Here is an 18,969-nt window from a genome sequence, read left to right as displayed (position 1 = left end):
CGAGCGCTATCCGCGGGGCGCAGTTCTACGCGGTGCGACCCGCCAGCAGACCCTCAACTGTGCGGGCAGGCAGCTGCGACCATGGCCGCGGGTCGTGCGGCCGCGCAGACCGGTCGGCCAATGGGCGGTGCCACCAACCGATGTCCCACCACTGACCGTTCTTGAAACCGACACCACCGAACACGCCGACAGGGGTGAACCCCATCGACTCGTGGAGGCCGACGCTTGCCGGATTGGGCAGCACAATAGCGGCGTAGGCGTTGCTATATCCCTGTGCCGCAAGCAGATTGAACAATGAGGTGTAGATGCGGCGACCATGCCCCTGCCGGTGGAGTGACCTGTCCAGGTAGAGCGACACGTCCACAGACCAGCGGTAGGCGGCCCGCTCGCCGTGCGGGCCCGCGTAGGCGAAACCCCTCACAACGCCTGCATCGGTGACGACCAACCAGGGCAGCTGGGCCAGCGTGGTGATTAATCGGGATCGCATCTCGTCGACGGTCGGCGGCACGGTTTCGAAGGAGATCACGGTGTCGCGCACATATGGCGCATAGATGTCGGCGATTGCGGCTGCGTCGTCGGGCGTCGCCATTCGGATCATGAGAACAACAGTTCTGGGTCGGCATCGTCGTCGGGCCGGCGGTCACCGCTCATGGTGGCGCGTTCCACGATCAACCTCTGCGGTCGGCCCAGCCCGGCGGAAGCTCCCCCGGGGCCACGTCGATCACCGATTCGTCGTCGGTACCGACAGGCTCGAACAGCGTGATGTAGGCGAATTCGGGGACGACATAGATCGGGTAGGTCGGCCCCGCGTCGCGGTAGGCGTGCATCTCCTCGAGATGATCGTTCTGGAAACACACCGTGCGCTCGCCGTGCTGCCGAATCCATTGCGGAAAGAAGATCACGCCGTGGATGCGCCGCTTGCCGGGCATGACGTTGACGGCCACCGACGTCCCCGTGGGTTCGGTCCACGAGATTTTGTAGCTGTCGTCGTCCAGCTGCACCAGGTCCACCTCTTGGCCCTTGACCCAGCGGCCACCGACATGACCGGAATGAATCCGGTAGTCGATGGTGCGGTCGTTCTTCACATACATCTCGTAACGCCAGCCGTTGGCGTAGGTGTAGATGAACCGATGTCCCACGATCCCCGACAAGTCCTGCGGCGGAATGGGATTGTCGACGGTGGTCATGGTGATATTCCGTTCGGTGGCCGATTGGTTGGGCGGGTCGGGCACGACGTTACCGGCGTTGTCCCTCCCACACCGTGGTCGTGGCGTGCACCACCCGGCCGTGTCCGGGCAGCAGGTGGGCGACGGGAAGCTTCTCCAGACGTTCACGGGTGCGCGCGGCGACGGCGTCGTCGACCGTTTCCGGCGTGTGCCATGCCCGCCCGCCCGCGCTGAGAACGGCGTCACCCGCTATGAGGCTGCGGCTCAGCGGGTTCCAGAACGCGATGCTGTCGTCCGTGTGGCCCGCGGTGGCCAGGATCAGCCAGTCGGGGGCACCGGGCAACGGTTCAGCGTCGGCGAGCGCACGGACCGGTGGTGGACCGGACCAACGCATCCCGGCGGTCCCATAGCCGGCGGAGCGGGCGCCCGAAAGCAGCCCGACCACGCCGATCCGGTCCAGCGGCTGGTCGATCAGCGTGGGCCAGATGCGGGCGACGCGAGCCGCGCTGGGGGTCCGCGGGCGCTCGCCCGCCAGATACTTCATCGTCACCGCGGGCAGATGAATCGGTGCCCCATACTTCGCCGCGAGACGGGCGGCGCCGGCGACGTGATCACTATGGCCGTGAGTGGCGACGATCGCGTGGACATCTCCGCCGAGCCGGTCCAGAACGGGTGCCAGATCGGCTGCCGCAGAGGGCAATCCGGCATCGACGATGATCGCGCTTCCCTGGTTGTGGATCACATAGCAGTTGAAGACCCACCGCGAAATCCGGGTGATACCGAGTTCGGGCATCGCATCGATTACCAGGCCCACCCATCGACCCTATGTCGGTGATGCACTTGGTTGTGCCGTCGTCGTCGGATTTTGTGGGGAAGCCGTTACCGCGCCCCGGCCAGCGCAGCGATGGCGTTGACCCGCCGCACGGCGGTGGCGATCTCGTCGGCGAACTCGCGGCGTCGCCGCGCGATATCGAGGTCCTCGAAGCCGTCCACCAGTTCGCGGTGCCGGGCCAGCCGCAGCGCGGTCTTGAACAACTCCATCGACCTGGACTCGGCGCTGGCCATCCTGCGCTGCAGCTCCCACTGCTTGCCGACCTCAAGGCATTCGGTGAGAAACGCGTCCTCGTCGAATGATTCGTCGTCGTAGGCGGCCAACCGGTCGGCGACGATGTGGTAAGCGTCCAGGAACGGCCGCAACACCAGGTGCGCCAGCAGCAGGTCGGCCTTCTCCAGCAGGCCACGTACGACGGCCGCGCTGGCCGGCTTGCTGGTGTCCTCCACCCGCCCGATCAAGCGCACCTCGTCGGCGAGCTCTTTTTCGAACTGCGCCCGCCCCGAGAACAGGAACTCGAACTTCAGCAACTCGCGCAGGCCCAGCGCCTCGTCACGCACGGTCGCCGGCAAAACCAAGCCGTCGACGGAGTTTTCGGCGTCTTCCGTGGCGGCCAGCAGGGCCGTCTCGGCGATGGCGCGGTCGACCACGATGTGGATGGCGGTGTTGCGGTAGAACGCGGCGACCAGGTGCTGGTCGGCCCCGATCCCCCAGACCGGTTCGGTGCCGGCGTCGTAGACGCTGACCACACCGGAGGCGACGAGCTGGTGCAGCGTCCAGCGGATGGTCGAGCGATTCGTCAGGTCGGCGGCACCGGCCACGCACCAGTTGCGCGCCGCGATGTAGCTGGCCAGCGGCCGCACAGTGGCCAGCACCTCGCTGATGGACAACGAACGGTCGGCACCCAGCAGCGCGAGGCTCACCACCGCGGTGGGCGTGACGGGGGTGGCGCGGTTGATCCGGTGCTCGACGTCCAGCGCGATGCGCTCGATCTCGGTGCCCGTTCCGGTCTCCTCCGCGCGCAGCTCTTCCAGGCGCTTGCGCAGCGGCAGCGGTTCGCCGAAGTCCAGGTAGGCGCGGCCCAGCCGCTCCCCCTGCTGGCGCGCCAGCCGAACCAGGAAACGGAAGTCCTCGGGCCGCTTCGTCGCACCGTAGGCCTCGGTGGTCATCGCCTCGACCTCGTGCAGCTGGTCGTAGACGATCGACGTGGGCACCAAATACACTTCTGGGCCGTCGATTTCGTCGACGGCGTCGCTGATGTAGCGCAGTATCCCGTACACCGGCGGACGCAGCTTGCCGGTCCGGGTGCGGCCCCCCTCGATCGACCAGGTGAGGTTGGCGTGGTTTTGCACCAGCTGCGCGGCGTAGGCGCGCAACACGTACCGGTAGACGGGGATGTCCTTGGTCTGACGCCGGATGAAGATCGTGCCGGTGCGCTTGGCCCACGCCCCCATCGGGAAGAAGTTCAGATTGGCTCCGCCGAACGTGAGCGCCGGCGAGAGCCGGTTGGCCTGAATCACCTCCGGCAACAGCAGGCCGTCCAGATAGGAGCGATGCGAAAAGGCAAACGCCAGTGTCGCTTTGCGGTCCAGCTTGCGCAGCTGCGCTATCTGATCCTCGTCGACCAGCACGTCGTAGGCCCGCATCAGCCAGCAACTGAAGCTGCGCCAGGCCTTCACGGCCCGCTCGTCCAGCGACGGGGCCATCTCCCTCAGGTAGCACGCGGCCTCGGCCCGCACGCCCGGCAAGTCCCGCCCGAGCTCGTCGGCCAGTCCGCTCAGCCGCTCGTCGTACCAGGGCGCGGCGAGCAGCTGGACAACCTCCGCCGGGTCGGTGGTCAGCGGTGTCGTCGATTCCTCGACGATGCCCGTGCGCTGCAGCAGCTTTCGCACCCCCACCTTGCCGAACTCACGGGCCGTCGCCCCCGGTCCCCGGCTCATGCCGGTTGCACCGTCGCGGTCGCCGAAGGCTCGTGCACGTCCGGGTGCAACTCGGGTGCGTAGAGCTCCTCGATCTCGCTGGCGTACTTCGTCATGATCGGCTTGCGCTTGAGTTTCATGGTCAACGTGATCTCGTCTCCGCCCGGCTCCCAGAGCGACGGCAACACCCGGAAGCGCTTGATCTGTTCCACCCGCGACAATTTGGCGTTGCCCTCGGCCACACCCGCGGCGACCCGGGCGATGACCTCCGGATGCGCCGCCAGGGCGGCCGGCGAGGTGTCGGCCAGTCCCAGCTGGGCCGCGTAGGGGCCGACCGATTCGGCGTCGAAGACCATCAGCGCGGCGTTGTACGGCCGCCCGTCACCGATCGTGATCATCACGCCGACCATCGGACAGGCGGCCAGGACGGTGTTCTCAATGTTGGCCGGCGACATGTTCTTTCCGGCGGCGTTGATGATCAACTCCTTCTTGCGGTCGATGATCCTCAGATAGCCCTCGTCGTCGACCTCGATGATGTCTCCGGTGTGCAGCCACCCGTCGGCGTCGATGGCGTCGGCGGTCTTGGCGGGCTCCCTGCGGTAGCCCTTCATCACGAGCGGGCCGCGGACCAGGAATTCGCCGTCCTCGGCAACCCTCCCCTCCATCCCGGGAAGCAGCTTGCCGACGGTGCCCAGGCGCGCGTCGCGAGGGTGGCTCACCGAGGCGACGCAGCTCAGTTCCGACATCCCCCAGACTTCGGCGAGCGGAACGCCGATGCCGAGGAAGAACGCCAGCGTCTCCCTGGGGATCGGGGCGGCGCCCGACACCGCCCACCGCAGTTCGCCGAAGCCGAGCCGGTCGCGCAACTTCGACAGGACCAGCTCGTCGGCCCGGGCCCATTCGGCGGCCAGCTCGGCGGGCATCGGGTCACCGGCCAGGAGGGTGGCGGCGCGCTTGCCGGCCACCGACATCGCCCACTGCAGGGCCTGGCGCTTGACCTCGTCCGCCTCGTTGCCGACGGCGAATTCGATTCCCGCCTTGAGCTTTTCCCACACGCGCGGGACGCCACCCCATACCGTCGGCCGGACGTCGGGCAGCGCGGCGGCGATGGCGCGGACATCGGAGACGACCGTGACCTGGGTGCCGAACACTTCCAGCCCGTACAGCCCCATCACCCGGTCGGCGATGTGTGCCGTCGGCAGGTAGGACGTGACCCGGTCACCGTATTGGGAGGGCAGGACGCTGTCGAGGGCGAACGCCTCGAACAGCAGATGGTCGTGGGTCATCTCCACGCCCTTGGGATTTCCGGTGGTGCCCGAGGTGTAGATGAGCGTGACGACATCGTCCGGCTGCACGGCCCGCCAGGTCGCCTCGAAGTCGAAATCCGGCGGCGCAGCGGCACACACGTCGTCGACCGACTTGGTGCCGGGCGGCGAACCGTCGACGCAGACGATGTGCTCGACGGGCGCGCCGCTGGCGCGGATGCGGTCGGCGTACTGCTCCTCGCAGATCGCGACCTTGGTGCCGGCGTTGTCGAACAGGTAGGTCAACTGCTCTGCGGGCAGCGTGTTGTACACCGAAAACGAAGTGGCGCCGAGGTGTTGGGCGGCGATCTCGAACGGATAGAACTCGATCCGGTTGGCCATCATCAGCGACACCGTGTCGCCCCGGCCGACCCCCAGGCCGGCCAGTCCCGCGGTGACCTTCCGCACCTGCGCCGCAAGCTCGCTCCACGTCATGGTCTGCGTGTTGCCGGGAGTCCGAAGCGCGACGGCATCCGGCTCGATCGACGCGGTGCGCTGGAAGGCCTCGCACAAGGTGACCGGGCGCTCGGCAGTCGTCATGTGTGTGAGCGTACGTGCGTCGGTTGTGGCGCGGAACACATCACGCGGTATCGGGGCGCCAGAGCTGCAGCGTGCTCGAGATGCCGGCGGGCAGTTCCAGCAGTTCGATGGGGGTGCCGTCGGGGTCGTAGATGAAGAACATGCGCACGCCGCCGATATCGACGGGCGGTTCGGCCCGGACGTCGGGATGCTCGCGCCGGACGGCGTCGAAGGTGGCGTCGAGGTCGTCGACCCGGAACGAGACGTTGGTGTAGCCCAGGTGCGGCCCGCTCGGGCATTCGGGCACCTCACCCAAGGACAGCAGTTCGACCATGGCGGCACCGATCAGCCCGCCCACCATGCGACCCTGCTGCGCCGCGCCGCCGGTCACCGAATCCAGGCCGGCTCCGCCGAGTTCGACGTCGAAGACGACGTCCATGCCCAGCACCGCGGTGTAGAAGGCCAGGGAGGCCTCGATGTCGGAGACGCCGATGCACACGTGGGAGAAGTTCTGCACGGCGATGGTGGGCGGCCGGTTCATGGAGGCTCCTTCGCTCAGGCGGGCACGGCGGTGTGAATGCCGCACGTGCACGCGTCAATCGATGGACACGTGCAGCGCATACCCCACTCGATGACGGCGCGCGCCCGGGCCAGCGATTCCATCTGCGCGTCGATCTCGGCGAGCTTGGCCTCGGCCAGCGCGCGGCTGGCCGGACGACCCGGCGCGTCGTCGGCGAACAGCAGCTGGATCTCCTCCAGCGCGAAGCCGGCGGACTTGCAGAGCCGGATCACCTCGAGCCGGTCCAGCACCGAGTCGTCGTAGCGCCGCTGACCGCCCAACCGTCCGGGCGCCGGCACCAGCCCGATCTGTTCGTAGTACCGCAACGTGGTCGCCGCGACCCCGGCCCGGCGCGCCACCTCGCCGATCGTCAGCATCGGGCCTCCTTCGGCGCTTGACTTAGAGCCAACTCTAAGTCGTTGACTGGGGCGATGCACACACATTCACTCGACGGGCTGGGCGCGGCGCGCTATGCGCTGCTTCGATCGTTCCGCCGCGACGGTACCCCCGTCGACACCCCGATCTGGTTCGGGCGCGACGGCGACGCGCTGGTGTTCCGCACCAAGGTAGGGCCGAAGACGAGGCGGCTGACCGCGCACCCGGGCGTCGAACTCACCGCATGCGACCATCGCGGGCGAATTCGGCCGGGCGCTCCGGTGGTGGCGGGCCGCGCCACGCTTCTCTCCGGTGCCGCGGCCGAGCGGGCCAATAGCGTCCTGCGCGCCCGGTATGGCTGGCAGTGGAACATCGTGCCGCTGATCAAGGTGCCGGGTGTCACCAACGTCCACCAAGACCTGTGCGTGCGCGAGAAGCTGGCCCGCGCTCGCGACCGCGGCGTGTGGCCCGACAGCGTCATCGTCCGGGTGGAGGTGGCGTAGTGGCGCCGATGCCAACGGGCATCGGGCTTGGTTGCCGACAAGTCACCTCTTTGCGCGCCGTAGGTACGGGGGTGATGGAGACTAGGGTCGCGAGGTTGGCGGGGTCGTCGGCGCGCCGGCCGGTGGCGAACCCGGACTACCAGTACTGGGAGCGCCGGTACCAAACGGCGACGGGCCCCAGCCCGGCTCGGGGCCGGACCCATACGGCCCGTCGTGCCAGCCCGGGCCATCGTATGCGGCATCGGAGCCCCAGCAGTCGGAAGATTGGCCGCCTATGAGGTATCCCAGCGCGAAAATGGCGCTGGCAATGACCACACCGCCAACGGCGATTCCGACCCCCGCAGCGATCCGATAGATCCTCTGCGATGACTCAGCACGACCGACCATGCCGCTCTCAACTCTCGTCGTCGCGGATTGCTCTCGCTGCGTGGCTATTTCGTTCATAGACCCAATCGTCGTGGCTTGTGCCGAAAATGGCGATCCGCCAGGCGTCGATTCTTGCCATCCGAATGGATGCACAAGTAAGCCGAGCTGCCTCGGTTCCACCTACGGCGAACCATTCCTCCCGATACGCAGGGAATTGACGAGATCGCGGTAAAGATCATCGGTGGAGAGCAACTCAGGATGTTTACCCTGCGACCGAATTCGACCGTTGTGCATAACGACGATCGTGTCGGCGTCGGTAACCGTCGAAAGACGATGGGCCACAGTGATAACCGTCTGTTCGCGCGCCTGCTCACGAACGCATGACTGGATCGCGGCTTCGGTCAGCCCGTCGACGTGTGCGGTTGCCTCATCTAGCAGGAGTATCTCTGAGGGCCGGATGATCGCGCGCGCGAGAGCGATGCGCTGCCGTTGGCCCACCGATAGCGGTGAAGAGGTGAGGTCGGTGTCAAGTCCGTGCTCTAGAGCAGCGATGTCTTCGGCAAGTTGCACTTTCGCCAGCGCCTTCTGCAACTCGGATTCGGAGGCATCCTCATAGGTAAGCGTGAGGTTGTCACGGATGGTTCCCGGTATGACCGGGACCTCCTGCTCGACCAGGGCCATGCGTTGGCGGATCTCGGCATGGGTATACCGGGAGTACGGCTCGCCCAGCAATAGCACTTCGCCTGCCCGCGGCTCCAGGAAGCGCATGATCAACGACAAGACTGTCGTCTTTCCGGCGCCCGAGGGGCCCACAATCGCCAGCTGTCCGGTACGTGGGATGACGAGGTCGAGATCCTGCACAACGTATCGGTATCCACCGTAGTCCGCGGTAACACAACGAAATTCGATTAACGGCGGAGCGTCGACCCGACCCGTGCCGTCTCCGAGGGGCTGAGAGGTGGGGTCGGCCTCCGTGTCGAGTGCTTGGATTTCCAACATGCGACCCGCCGCAGCGATTCCCGATTGTAGTGTCGAAACATTGACCGACAGTTCGGTAACCGGATCCATCAGACCAAACGCGTACAACAGGAAGGCGATGAGACTGGAGAGTGTCATCGCGCCCGCGCTCACCCGCGATGCTCCCACAGCGACAACGACGATGATCGCGAGATCCACGCCGGCCCAAGCGATCGTCTCGGCGATCGCCTTCCTGCGTACGGCGCGGACAGCATGACGGCTAGCCTGCTTGGCGGCGCCGATCACGCGATCAGCCTGGCGGTCCTCTGCGCGGCTGGCTTTCACGCTGCGAATTGCTCGAAGCGTGCCCTCCAATATGCCGCCGGCGTGCGCGAGATGGCTCTGGGCCGTCTGCTGCTCGTCAGCGATGCCCGGCATCAGCAGCATGAAAAGCAATGCCACCAGGGAGATTGCGGTGAGCGTGGTCACCAGCAGCGCGGGATCGAGCACGCCCATCAGAATCAGGGTGCCAACCATCATCACGGTCCCGTTGATCAGGGCGACCACGCTCGTCGAAGCGGCGTCGCGAAGCAGCACGGAATCGGAGGTGACCCGGGCCACGAGCTCACCCGCCGGTCGGCTGATCAGAGTCGGCACGGTTACCCGAACAAGCCGATGCACCAGCGACTTTCGAGCGCCGAGCACGATGCGCTCGCCGACGGTGCCGAGCAGCACCATCTGGACGCACCGGATCGTTGCGCTGAGGGCTAACAACCCGGCAAGTGCCGCCACCGGACCCCTCAGTGATGCATGGCCACCGAGGGTGTCGAGAACCGATTTGGTGATCATCGGCGTCGCCAGTCCCGCAGTTGAAGCCAGCAGGCCGAGAAGGAGGCCGGCCAGCAGCGCGCCGCGATGGGGTCTGGTGAACGACCAGAGCAATCCCAATCGTGTCCGGCCGCAATTTGGACCGGCGGCTGCTACATGGTTTTTCGACATTGAAGAGGGCTCAGATCAGCAGAGGTTGCGACGACGCCGGTCCATGCTCAGCTCCAGGTGCACAGCACCGGGCTCCGACGTCCGACTGCCGATTTTGGCGGATCGCTCTTTTGCACGTCGCGTCGATGGATCACGAGACCCGCGCCGTTACGCGATGAATACATTCCTCAATCGGACCGCGCCGGCTGTATCGCATCCAAATCCAGGAGGCGACAACGGCAATGGCGGCGAACGTGCAAAAGCTCAGCACCGATTCGCCCGTCGGGGGTGGACTGGATCCGCCGTCGCGCGCTGCCATATCCATTGCCTCTATGGCGATGAGGTGGCCGACATACACGGTCAACGACATCGACCCCATAGCGACCAGGGGCGCGACAGCGCGCGGGATCCGATTCGCCACCGAGATGCAGCACGCCACCACGACGATCGCTATGCCCAGACCGCCGAGAATCTCGAATGGTGTGCCGGTGTGCCCCTCGGCGTTGAGCAACGAGGTCCACCGCACATCCGCCCCAGAGTTCCCGGTTGTCCCATGTGATTCGTCGAATGAGGCGACCGCGGCACCATTGACGGTCTTACCCAAAACCCATGCGCCGCCGTAAGCGAGCAGGGCGACCGAAGCACCGCCTGCAATCAGCTTCCGACGGACAGTCGATCGTTGTAGCTCGAGCCGGCCCAGCGCGATCCCGCCGATCACGAACGGCGTCCACGTCAGAACCGGGTAGCCGCCAGTGAGAAACAGATTCGTCAGACCGTCCCCCCCTATCCGACTTACGGGATCGAACCGCTCGGCCGCCTTCAAAGGTGTGATGACGGCCGGGTGGCGCAACATGATCGACACGATCGGGGTCAGAACCGCGAGGACTGCAGCGATTCCAAGGTTCGTGGCCGGTCGCAATCGCAAGAACGGCAACGCGATCAGGAAAAGGATGCCGTAATACGCCAGGATCACCGGTATCGCCGTGCCCCATATTGTCAGGCCCGTGCCGATTGCGAAGATGATGGCGGCACGCACCACAACCCGCCGCTTAAGCACAGCGGGCACAGTTTGACCAGCGGTGCGCGGGCCACCGGTGACCAATGCCAGAGACAAACCGGCCAAGGTGGCGAACAGTATCGAGGCTCGGCCCTGCGAGGCGTACGCCATCGGACCCGCCACGCCGCCCGCTCTAGGATCCGGCCCCACATGGACGGCAAACATTCCCAATACCGCTAGGCCCCGTGCCAGATCGACGCCGGTGATCCGGCCGGCAACGGATGGTTGAGACTCGTCATCACCGACGGCGGTAGGTTCGTCAACTAATCCAGTCACTGTGCAATCGTGCTGGATCCAACGGTATTGCGGCACCGGGCAACTGGCTATTCCGCGCGACCAACCGGCCAGACCTTAGACGTGGGTGGGCAGCCTGATCTGTAGTTGGTAGCCGCCGTCGCTGAGATGGGTTGCGTGCAGGGTGCCGCCAAGTAGTTCGGCGCGCTCACGCAAGCCGAGCAGCCCCTGCTGGGCGCTGGGCAGCTGGTCGGGAGGCCGGTGGGGCTTGCTGTTGGTCAGTGTCAACCCCACTCGTCGCCGGTCGATCGACAACTCGACGCAGGCGGTGGCGCCGGGAGCGTGCTTGGTGACGTTGGTCAGGCCTTCTTGCACGGCTCGGTAGATGACACGCTGTACCACCGCTGAAGGGGTGATGGCGGCGTTTGAACGTGTCCTGACTACCGCCGACACACCGGATCCGGCAACGAGGGTGGCCACATCATCGAGTCCCGGTTGCGGCGCCGGCGCGGCGGTGTTGCCGCCAGCCGCCCGCAGTACTCCCACCATTTCCCGGAGCTCGTCGAGGGTCTTCACGCACAGCGCGCGGATCGTCTCAGCTATTCGCACGGTGGCATCGTCGGGCGCGGTGACCTGCAGCGCACCCGACTGCACCGCGATCAGGCTGACTTGATGCGACACCACGTCATGCATCTCGCGGGCCAGATCCGCGCGTTCTCGCGCCAGCGCACGCTCAACGAGCAGCTCCTCTTCATGCCGGTGGGCGCGCTCAATCTCGGCCAGCTTGCTCGACAGCTCGGACCGGGCTCGCACGAGCAGGCCGAGCAACACCGGCGCGACTGCGAAAATGATGCCGTAGAGGGCGGACCACGCGGTGCCCAGACTCCAGTAGGACTCCTCCTCCCGCCACGGCGCGGAATAGCAGACGAACACGATCAGTGCGCACGCGATTAGCCCGCTTCGGGCCGGTCGTCGTTCCGCTACCGTGAACAAGCCCACCATCGCGGCCAGCACGCCATAACCGATCACCGTCGCGGGGACCGTCAGCGCGAAAACCACGTAGGGGGCGCGGGCGCGGAAACACAAGCCGACAATGCCGACAGCAGCCGCCAAAATCCAGCCCGGAGAATGGGTCTCGCTGGTGAGGATCGATACCGCGGCGTCAGCGGCCGCCAGTACGATCAAGATGCCGTTGATCGCATGCTGACGGGTCCCCGACGGGAGCGACGTCATCACGTCGGATCACGCTCCAAAATCCCTGCACGTTGGGCGATGATTGCGGCTTCCACTCGCGTCTTGACCGAGAGCTTGGCGAGAATCGAGCTGACTTGGTCCTTGACGGTGCCAACGCTGGAAAAAAGCTTAGAGGCGATCTCGCCGTTGGAGTAACCGCGCGCCACAAGTAGCAGCACGTCGACCTCGCGTGCACTCAAGCCACCAACTTTGCTTGCCGCGACACGATCGACGGGGTCCGCCAGGTAACCCGCGATCACCTTCGGGCTGACCTTGTCCGAGAGCACCAGCCCACCGGCGGCCAAGCTGCGCACCATCGCGGGAAGTTGGACGGGGTCGGTGTCTTTCAAGAGGAATCCGGCGGCACCCAGTCGCAGCGCGGAGGCGATGTATTCGTCGGCGTCGAAGGTCGTCAGCATCGCCACCACGGGTGACCAGTCGGCGGCCATGAGTTCGGCCAACACGGCCAAACCATCCTTTCCGGGCATCCGGATATCCAGCAACACCACATCCGGCTGGTGCTCGGCGATCAGCTCCACGGCATGGACACCGTCGGTGGTGGCGACCACGTCAACGTCCGGGGCCGCTGACAGGATCAGCTCGAAGCCCGACCGGATCAAGGCTTCGTCATCGACAATGACCACGCTGATCACGAGACGGGACCTCCTCATGCACCGACGGTCTCTGCGGTGAAGGTACTCGCAACCGCGGACGCAGTTCATCGGCCGACCCAACATCCAGCCAACTGGCTGCCAAAACTGGCCACCTGAGGTTGCGCCGTATCGACTCGACTGAGCGCGCCGCGACGTTTAGAGTCGAACCCCTCGCGCCAAGCACACGAGGACGGCGCGCCGAGCGCCGAATCCAGCTAGCCGGGTAAGCGCGTCCATCCACTCGGATGGCTAAAACCGACACCTGCCGGATTTCGGTTTCCGATCCGGGCCGTCAAGGTCGTATCGATGAGTCAAAGAACTGCGCAGCCGGGTCAATTCGGCGCGAGGGCCACTTTGAGTGAGTCTCGTCTCAGGTTCAGGCTTGCGGCGGGTCTGATCCTCGCCGTCGCGGCATTGACCGCCTCGGGCTGCACGGCGCCGTTGACTATCAAATGCAACTCACCCTTCACCTGCACAGGCTGAAACCGGTCACAGTCAAGGCTGGGGGGATCGTTTCTCAGACCACATTCTGCTGATCGGAAAGAAATATTGGACGTCAACAGCTTTCGGGGTGCCGAGCAATTCATCCAATTGTGGTGCCTCTACGAACGCGGATTTGCGGAGGGCATGGCTGCGGCGATCCGAGTGGTCGAGGAATTAATGTGCGGCGACGACACAACCGATCACCAACGGGAAGTGTTGCTTGTGCTCGCCGACTCGCTTCGGAAAGCCAAGAAGACGCGGATGTTCGGTGATTCGTGAAATGGACGCGGCTGTGAGCCTCTGTAGCCGCGTCATGGTCAAACATGTGTTGGTAGCGTCATCGACATTTGGTAGCCGCCGTCACTGAGCGGGCCTGCGCATAAGGTGCCTCCGAGCAGTTCGGCGCGTTCGCGCAGACCCGGCAGCCCCTGTTGCGCCCCGGGCAGTTGGTCAGGTGGGCGGTCGGGTTTGCTGTTAACGAGCAGCAGCCTCACGTGGCCGTGGTCGATCTGTAGCTCGACCGTGGCGGTGGCCCCTGGAGCATGCTTGGTGATGTTGGTCAGACCCTCTTGTACTGCGCGGTAAATGGTGTGCTGCACTACGGGCGACGGGATGATCGCGGTGTCGGGACGAGGTCTGATGACAGCTGGCACGCCGGAAGCGGCGACCAGGCTGTCAATATTTGCAAGCCCGGGTTGAGGTGTGACCTCGGCAGTTTGGCTTGCGGATGCGCGCAGTACTCCGACCATTTGGCGCAGTTCGTCGAGCGTCTGCACGCTGAGTGCCCGTATTGTCCGGGCTGCTTGTGCGGTGGCGTCGTCGTTCGCGGTGACCTGTAGGGCGCCGGACTGCACCGCGATCAGGCTCACTTGATGTGACACCACGTCGTGCATCTCCCGCGCGAGGTCGGCGCGTTCGCGTGCCAGCGCGCGCTCGATGAGCAACTGCTCCTCGTGCCGGCGTACGCGCTCAATCTCGTCCAGCTGACTCGACAGATCGGCTCGAGCCCGAATCAGCAAACCAAGCAAGATCGGTGCAACCGCGAAGACTACGGCGTATAGGGCAGCCCAGACGGTGCTCAGAACCGAATACGGGTTCGCCCACGGCTCGGTGAAGCAGACGAACGCGGTGCCCCCGCAGACGCCCAGCGCGCGGAGCGACGGCCGCCTTCGCGCCACCGTCAACAATGCCACCTGGGAAGCGAGCATGCCGGTGGTGACTGCCGCAGCCGGAATGGTTAACGCAAAAGCCAGATAGGGCGCGCGGTGACGGAAAAACAATCCGACTATCGCGACCCCGGCCAACAGCAAACTAAAGCGCGTTGACAATGCCAGGCCAGGGACATAAGCCTGGCTGTACAGGGTAGATACCGTGCCGTCGGTCGCCGCGAGCGCAATCAGCGCGCCATTGATGACACGCTGATGTCGAATCGACCAGAGACGGGCGATCATGCCGGATCGGGATTCGGCATTCCAGAACGCTTGGTGATGCGTTTCGTGATCGCCATGCGAGTGACCTTATCTGAGCGTACGATCCCGTCCGCGACACGTTCCGCACCATCGCGAGTACTTGCACAACATCGTTGTCTGGCAGCAGAAACCGAGTTGCGCGGCTATGTCAAAGTCATGTGCCCGCAAAGTACCAACTCAAAGCGCGATTCAATCAATGCTTGGGCATGAACCCTGACGCCCGAGCCGCGGCCTAGCTGCCCAGGCACCCCGGGCCGAGCAGCTCCTTGAGATCACCCATCAGCGCGGGCGACGGCGTCACCCGCAGCGAGGCGTCCAGCTCCAGGGTGGTGATCCGGTCCCCGCTGATCAGCCGCAGATGCACCTGCGCGGTGCCGGGGTGACGCGCCAGCACCTGCTTGAGCGCGCTGACCTTGTCGACGGTGCATTGCCGGGTGGGCAGGCTGACCGCGATCGGCCGGTTCGGCTGGGCGTTGGAAAAGTCCGGCACCACAAGGTCGTTGGCGATCAGGCTGATCCGGTCGTCGCGGACGGCGACCTTGGCGTTGATCAGCACCACCGCGTCGTCGGCGATGTCGGCGCCATACGTGGAATAGGCGTGCGGGAAGAACATCACCTCGATGCCACCGGTGAGGTCTTCCAGTTGCGCTGAGGCCCAGGGCATCCCGTTCTTGTTGACCCGCCGGTTGACCGACGCCAGGATGCCGCCCACCCGAACCTGGGTGTCGTTGGGGACGTCGCCGTCCAGGATGGCCGGGATCTGGGTGTCCACCTGGGCGGCCAGCAGGTGGGCCACGCCGTTGAGCGGATGCCCCGACACGTACAGGCCCAGCATTTCCCGCTCCAGGGCCAGCTTGTGCTTGTCCTCCCACTCGTCCTCGGGCACCTTGATGGTGAACACCGACTCGGTGCACCCGTCGTCGCCGCCGAACAGGTCGAATTGGCCCATCGCCTCGGCCTTTTTGGTGCCCAGCACCGAATCGACGGCGTCGGTGTGCACCAGGAAGAGACCCTTGCGGGCATGGCTCAGCGAGTCGAACGCGCCCGCCTTGATCAGCGACTCCGTCACCTTCTTGTTGCAGGCCGAGACGTCGATCTTGTTCAGGTAGTCCGAAAAGTCGGTGAACTTGCCCTTCTCGTTGCGGGTCTTGATCAGCGAACCGACCACGTTGGCGCCGACGTTGCGCACCGCACCCAGCCCGAACCGGATGTCCTGGCCGACCGACGCGAAGTTCACCAGGGACTCGTTGACGTCCGGCGGCAGCACGGTGATGCCCAGCTTGCGGCAGTCCGCCAGGTAGACCGCGGCCTTGTCCTTGTCGTCGCCCACCGAGGTCAACAGGCCGGCCATGTATTCGGCCGGGTAGTTGGCCTTCAGGTAGGCGGTCCAGTAGGACACCAGGCCGTAGCCGGCCGCGTGCGACTTGTTGAACGCATACCCGGCGAACGGAAGAATGGTGTCCCACAACGCCTTCACGGCTTTCTCCGAGAACCCGTTGGCGGTCATGCCCTCGTAGAAGCCCTTGTACTCGGCCTCGAGGACCTCGAGCTTCTTCTTGCCCATCGCCTTGCGCAGCGCGTCGGCCTTGCCCATCGTGTAGGAGGCGACCTTCTGGGCGATGAACATGATCTGCTCTTGGTAGACGATCAGACCGTAAGTCTCCGAGAGGATCTCGCGCAGCGGCTCCTCGAGCTCCGGGTGGATCGGCTTGATGGCCTGCCGGGCGTTCTTGCGGTCGGCGTAGTCGTTGTGGGCGTTCATGCCCATCGGGCCCGGGCGGTACAGCGCGAGCACGGCGACGATGTCGTTGAACTCGGTCGGCTGCATGCGGCGCAGCAGGTCGCGCATCGGCCCGCCGTCGAGCTGGAACACGCCCAGGGTGTCGCCGCGGCCCAGCAGCTCGTAGGTGGGCTTGTCGTCGAGCGGCACCGACTCCAGGTCGAGGTCAATTCCCCTGTTGGCCTTGATGTTTCCCAGCGCGTCGCCGATGATCGTCAGGTTGCGCAGGCCCAGGAAGTCCATCTTCAGCAGGCCGATGGCCTCGCACGACGGGTAGTCCCAGCCGGTGATGATGGCGCCGTCCTGCGGCCGCTTCCACAGCGGGATGGCCTCGGTGAGCGGCTCGCTGCTCATGATCACCGCGCAGGCGTGCACACCGGCGTTGCGGATCAGACCCTCCAGGCCGCGCGCGGTCTGGTAGATGGTGCGGACGTCCGGATCGGTCTCGATCAGGCCGCGGACCTCGGCGGCTTCCTTGTACCGCTCGTGCGCCGGGTCGGTGATGCCCGAGAGCGGGATGTCCTTGGCCATGATCGGCGGCGGCAGCGCCTTAGTGATCCGGTCGGCGATGGCGAAGCCGGGCTGACCGTAATGGATGCGCGCCGAATCCTTCAGCGCCGCTTTCGTTTTGATGGTGCCGAAGGTGATGACCTGGGCGACGCGGTCCTGGCCCCACTTGTCGGCGGCGTAGCGCACCATCTCACCGCGACGACGGTCGTCGAAGTCGATGTCGATGTCGGGTGCCGACGGGCGCTCGGGGTTGAGGAACCGCTCGAACAGCAGCCCGTGCGGGATCGGGTCGATGTTGGTGATACCCAGCGCGTAGGCCACCAGCGAGCCCGCCGCCGAACCGCGGCCGGGTCCCACCCGGATGTCGACCGACCGGGCGTAGTTGATCAGGTCGGCGACGATCAGGAAGTACGACGGGAAGCCCTTGTCGCAGATGACCTTGATCTCGTACTCGGCCCGGTCGATGTAGTCCTGGCCGACGCCCGCGGGGAATCGCCGCCGCAGCCCGGCCATCACCTCGTGGTGCAGCCAGGTCGCCTGGTCGTGCCCCTCGGGCACCGGGAAGACCGGCATCCGGTCCCGCGGCGCCCACACGTCGTCGTACGGCTGCACCCGTTCGGCGATCAGCAGCGTCGAGTCACAGGCGCCGGGCACCTCGGCGTCCCAGATCTGGCGCATCTCGGCGGCGGACTTGAGGTAGTAGCCGTCGCCGTCGAACTTGAACCGGTTCGGGTCCGACAGCGTCTTACCGGTCTGCACGCACAACAGCGCCTCGTGGTTGTGCGCGGCGTCGCGGGTGACGTAATGGCAGTCGTTGGTCGCCAACGGCGGGATGCCGAGCTTGCGTCCGATCTCGAGCAAGCCCTCGCGGACGCGCTGCTCGATGGACAGCCCGTGGTCCATCAGCTCGAGGAAGTAGTTGTCGGCGCCAAAGATCTCGCGCCACTTGGCGGCCGATTCCAGCGCCTCACGGTCGTGCCCCAGCCGCAGCCGGGTCTGCACCTCACCCGACGGGCAGCCCGTGGTGGCGATGATGCCCTGGGCGTGCTCGGCGATGAGCTCGGCGTCCATCCGCGACCACTTGCCGAGCTGGCCCTCGAAGGAGGCCAACGACGAGAGCTTGAACAGGTTGCGCAGTCCGGTGGCGTTCTCGGCGACCATCGTCAGGTGTGTGTAGGAACCACTACCCGAGACGTCGTCGGACTTCTGGCCCGGGTCACCCCACTGGATGCGGCGGGTGTCGAAGCGCGAGCCGGGCGCGATGTACGCCTCGACCCCGATGATCGGCTTGATCCCGGCCTTGGCCGCCGCGTTGTAGAACTCGCTGGCGCCGAACATGTTTCCGTGGTCGGTCATCCCGACCGCGGGCATCCCCAGCCGCTCCACCTCGGCCAGCATCGGCGTGATCTTCGCTGCCCCGTCCAGCATCGAGTACTCGGTGTGGTTATGCAGGTGCACGAAGGAGGAGTGGTTCATAGGGACGCCAGTCTATGACCGCGGACCGACACGAGTTCGGCGTGTCGCCGCGTGTGTCTCGCGCGGTTTTACCCGTACATCTCGACGAAGTTCTTCAGCGACTTCTGCACGTCGCCTTTGACGGCGCGCGCCGCCGCCGAACCGACCGGGCCGAACAGCGGACGCCCGCCCAGCTCGAGCCGCAGTCCGAGCGTCGACCCCTCGGCGGCGGCTCGCACGGTGAGCGTGACGGCGTACTTGGCGCCGCCCTTGCCCGAACCCGACAGCGCCACCTCGTGCGGCGGATCCCACGTGGTCACCGTCCAGGTCACCCGGTTACGGAACCCCTTCGCCCGGGCGACGCCCACCACCTGGACGCCCTCGCCGAGCTCGTCGGGCAGATCACTGCGCCAGCCCTCGTGCATCACCAGCCAGTCTCCCAGGTCCGACAAGTCGGAGACGTGGTCCCACATGTCCTGCGGGCTCATCGGTACGTCGGCGGTCAGGTCTACAGCGGCCATGCGCGGAGCCTAGCGCGGCCGCTTCGTCACACCCGCCCCGCGCCGTGCGCCCCCGCTCAGAGGGATGCGGCTCAGAGGGATGCGGCGTTGTGCCCG

Annotated in this window: 16 protein-coding genes; 2 read left to right on the top strand and 14 right to left on the bottom strand. The window is 65.8% G+C overall.

Going from position 1 to position 18,969, the window contains the following annotated elements:
• Window positions 1-25 precede the first annotated feature (25 nt).
• From A9X04_RS18000 to A9X04_RS17970, 7 genes are all read right to left on the bottom strand, one after another.
• Window positions 26-589, bottom strand: coding sequence for an arsinothricin resistance N-acetyltransferase ArsN1 family B (locus tag A9X04_RS18000; RefSeq protein ID WP_067923348.1), 564 nt, complete (start codon window positions 587-589; stop codon window positions 26-28).
• A 79-nt stretch (window positions 590-668) separates the two neighbouring features.
• The gene (locus tag A9X04_RS17995; RefSeq protein WP_067923345.1) at window positions 669-1,187 is read right to left on the bottom strand and encodes a phenolic acid decarboxylase; all 519 of its coding nucleotides are present in this window, start codon (window positions 1,185-1,187) and stop codon (window positions 669-671) included.
• Window positions 1,188-1,236: 49 nt separating this feature from the next.
• Window positions 1,237-1,980 (bottom strand): MBL fold metallo-hydrolase, encoded by a 744-nt coding sequence (locus tag A9X04_RS17990; RefSeq protein WP_067923268.1) that lies wholly within the window; start codon window positions 1,978-1,980, stop codon window positions 1,237-1,239.
• Between the two features lie 65 nt (window positions 1,981-2,045).
• Window positions 2,046-3,938 carry a lysophospholipid acyltransferase gene (locus A9X04_RS17985; RefSeq protein WP_067923265.1) on the bottom strand — a complete coding sequence of 631 codons (1,893 nt, stop codon included), beginning with the start codon at window positions 3,936-3,938 and terminating at the stop codon, window positions 2,046-2,048.
• Window positions 3,935-5,761, bottom strand: coding sequence for a fatty acid--CoA ligase FadD11 (gene fadD11, locus A9X04_RS17980; RefSeq protein WP_067923262.1), 1,827 nt, complete (start codon window positions 5,759-5,761; stop codon window positions 3,935-3,937). Before fadD11 ends, A9X04_RS17985 begins: the two co-directional genes overlap by 4 nt.
• 40 nt (window positions 5,762-5,801) lie before the next feature.
• Complete coding sequence (locus A9X04_RS17975) at window positions 5,802-6,281, bottom strand: VOC family protein (protein ID WP_067923259.1); 480 nt, start codon at window positions 6,279-6,281, stop codon at window positions 5,802-5,804.
• Between the two features lie 14 nt (window positions 6,282-6,295).
• Window positions 6,296-6,676 (bottom strand): helix-turn-helix domain-containing protein, encoded by a 381-nt coding sequence (locus A9X04_RS17970; RefSeq protein ID WP_067923256.1) that lies wholly within the window; start codon window positions 6,674-6,676, stop codon window positions 6,296-6,298.
• Between the two features lie 54 nt (window positions 6,677-6,730).
• On the opposite strand from A9X04_RS17970, the gene A9X04_RS17965 reads away from it, so the two are divergent.
• Window positions 6,731-7,177, top strand: a complete 447-nt coding sequence (locus tag A9X04_RS17965) for a PPOX class F420-dependent oxidoreductase (RefSeq protein WP_067923253.1) — start codon at window positions 6,731-6,733, stop codon at window positions 7,175-7,177.
• 546 nt (window positions 7,178-7,723) lie between these two features.
• Here A9X04_RS17965 and A9X04_RS17960 read toward each other — a convergent pair.
• The 4 genes from A9X04_RS17960 to A9X04_RS17945 form a co-directional block, all read right to left on the bottom strand.
• Window positions 7,724-9,499 (bottom strand): ABC transporter ATP-binding protein, encoded by a 1,776-nt coding sequence (locus tag A9X04_RS17960; protein WP_082975079.1) that lies wholly within the window; start codon window positions 9,497-9,499, stop codon window positions 7,724-7,726.
• A gap of 130 nt (window positions 9,500-9,629) precedes the next feature.
• On the bottom strand, window positions 9,630-10,811 hold the full coding sequence (locus A9X04_RS17955) for a DUF418 domain-containing protein (protein ID WP_156764404.1): 1,182 nt from the start codon (window positions 10,809-10,811) through the stop codon (window positions 9,630-9,632).
• A 75-nt stretch (window positions 10,812-10,886) separates the two neighbouring features.
• A complete protein-coding gene (locus tag A9X04_RS17950; RefSeq protein ID WP_067923342.1) occupies window positions 10,887-12,002 on the bottom strand; it encodes a sensor histidine kinase in 1,116 nt (371 codons plus the stop codon).
• Window positions 12,002-12,673 (bottom strand): response regulator transcription factor, encoded by a 672-nt coding sequence (locus A9X04_RS17945; RefSeq protein WP_067923244.1) that lies wholly within the window; start codon window positions 12,671-12,673, stop codon window positions 12,002-12,004. The genes A9X04_RS17950 and A9X04_RS17945 overlap by 1 nt, the downstream gene beginning before the upstream one ends.
• A gap of 531 nt (window positions 12,674-13,204) precedes the next feature.
• Here A9X04_RS17945 and A9X04_RS17940 point away from each other — a divergent pair.
• Entirely contained in the window at window positions 13,205-13,417 is a 213-nt protein-coding gene (locus A9X04_RS17940; RefSeq protein ID WP_067923241.1) for a hypothetical protein, read from the top strand.
• Window positions 13,418-13,455: 38 nt separating this feature from the next.
• Here the strand turns inward: A9X04_RS17940 and A9X04_RS17935 are convergent, their stop codons facing one another.
• The 3 genes from A9X04_RS17935 to A9X04_RS17925 all read right to left on the bottom strand — a co-directional run bounded on the left by A9X04_RS17935 (window position 13,456) and on the right by A9X04_RS17925 (window position 18,873).
• Window positions 13,456-14,589: a sensor histidine kinase gene (locus A9X04_RS17935; RefSeq protein WP_067923238.1), complete on the bottom strand. Its 1,134-nt coding sequence runs from the start codon at window positions 14,587-14,589 to the stop codon at window positions 13,456-13,458.
• Between the two features lie 250 nt (window positions 14,590-14,839).
• The gene (gene dnaE, locus A9X04_RS17930; RefSeq protein WP_067923235.1) at window positions 14,840-18,373 is read right to left on the bottom strand and encodes a DNA polymerase III subunit alpha; all 3,534 of its coding nucleotides are present in this window, start codon (window positions 18,371-18,373) and stop codon (window positions 14,840-14,842) included.
• Between the two features lie 68 nt (window positions 18,374-18,441).
• Window positions 18,442-18,873, bottom strand: a complete 432-nt coding sequence (locus A9X04_RS17925; RefSeq protein WP_067917932.1) for an SRPBCC family protein — start codon at window positions 18,871-18,873, stop codon at window positions 18,442-18,444.
• Window positions 18,874-18,969: the final 96 nt, after the last annotated feature.

The sequence above is a fragment of the Mycobacterium sp. E3247 genome (assembly GCF_001667785.1).
Lineage (GTDB): Bacteria > Actinomycetota > Actinomycetes > Mycobacteriales > Mycobacteriaceae > Mycobacterium.
The sequence above is the reverse complement of the archived record's forward strand: the minus strand, read 5'-3'. Positions and strand labels throughout refer to the sequence as shown.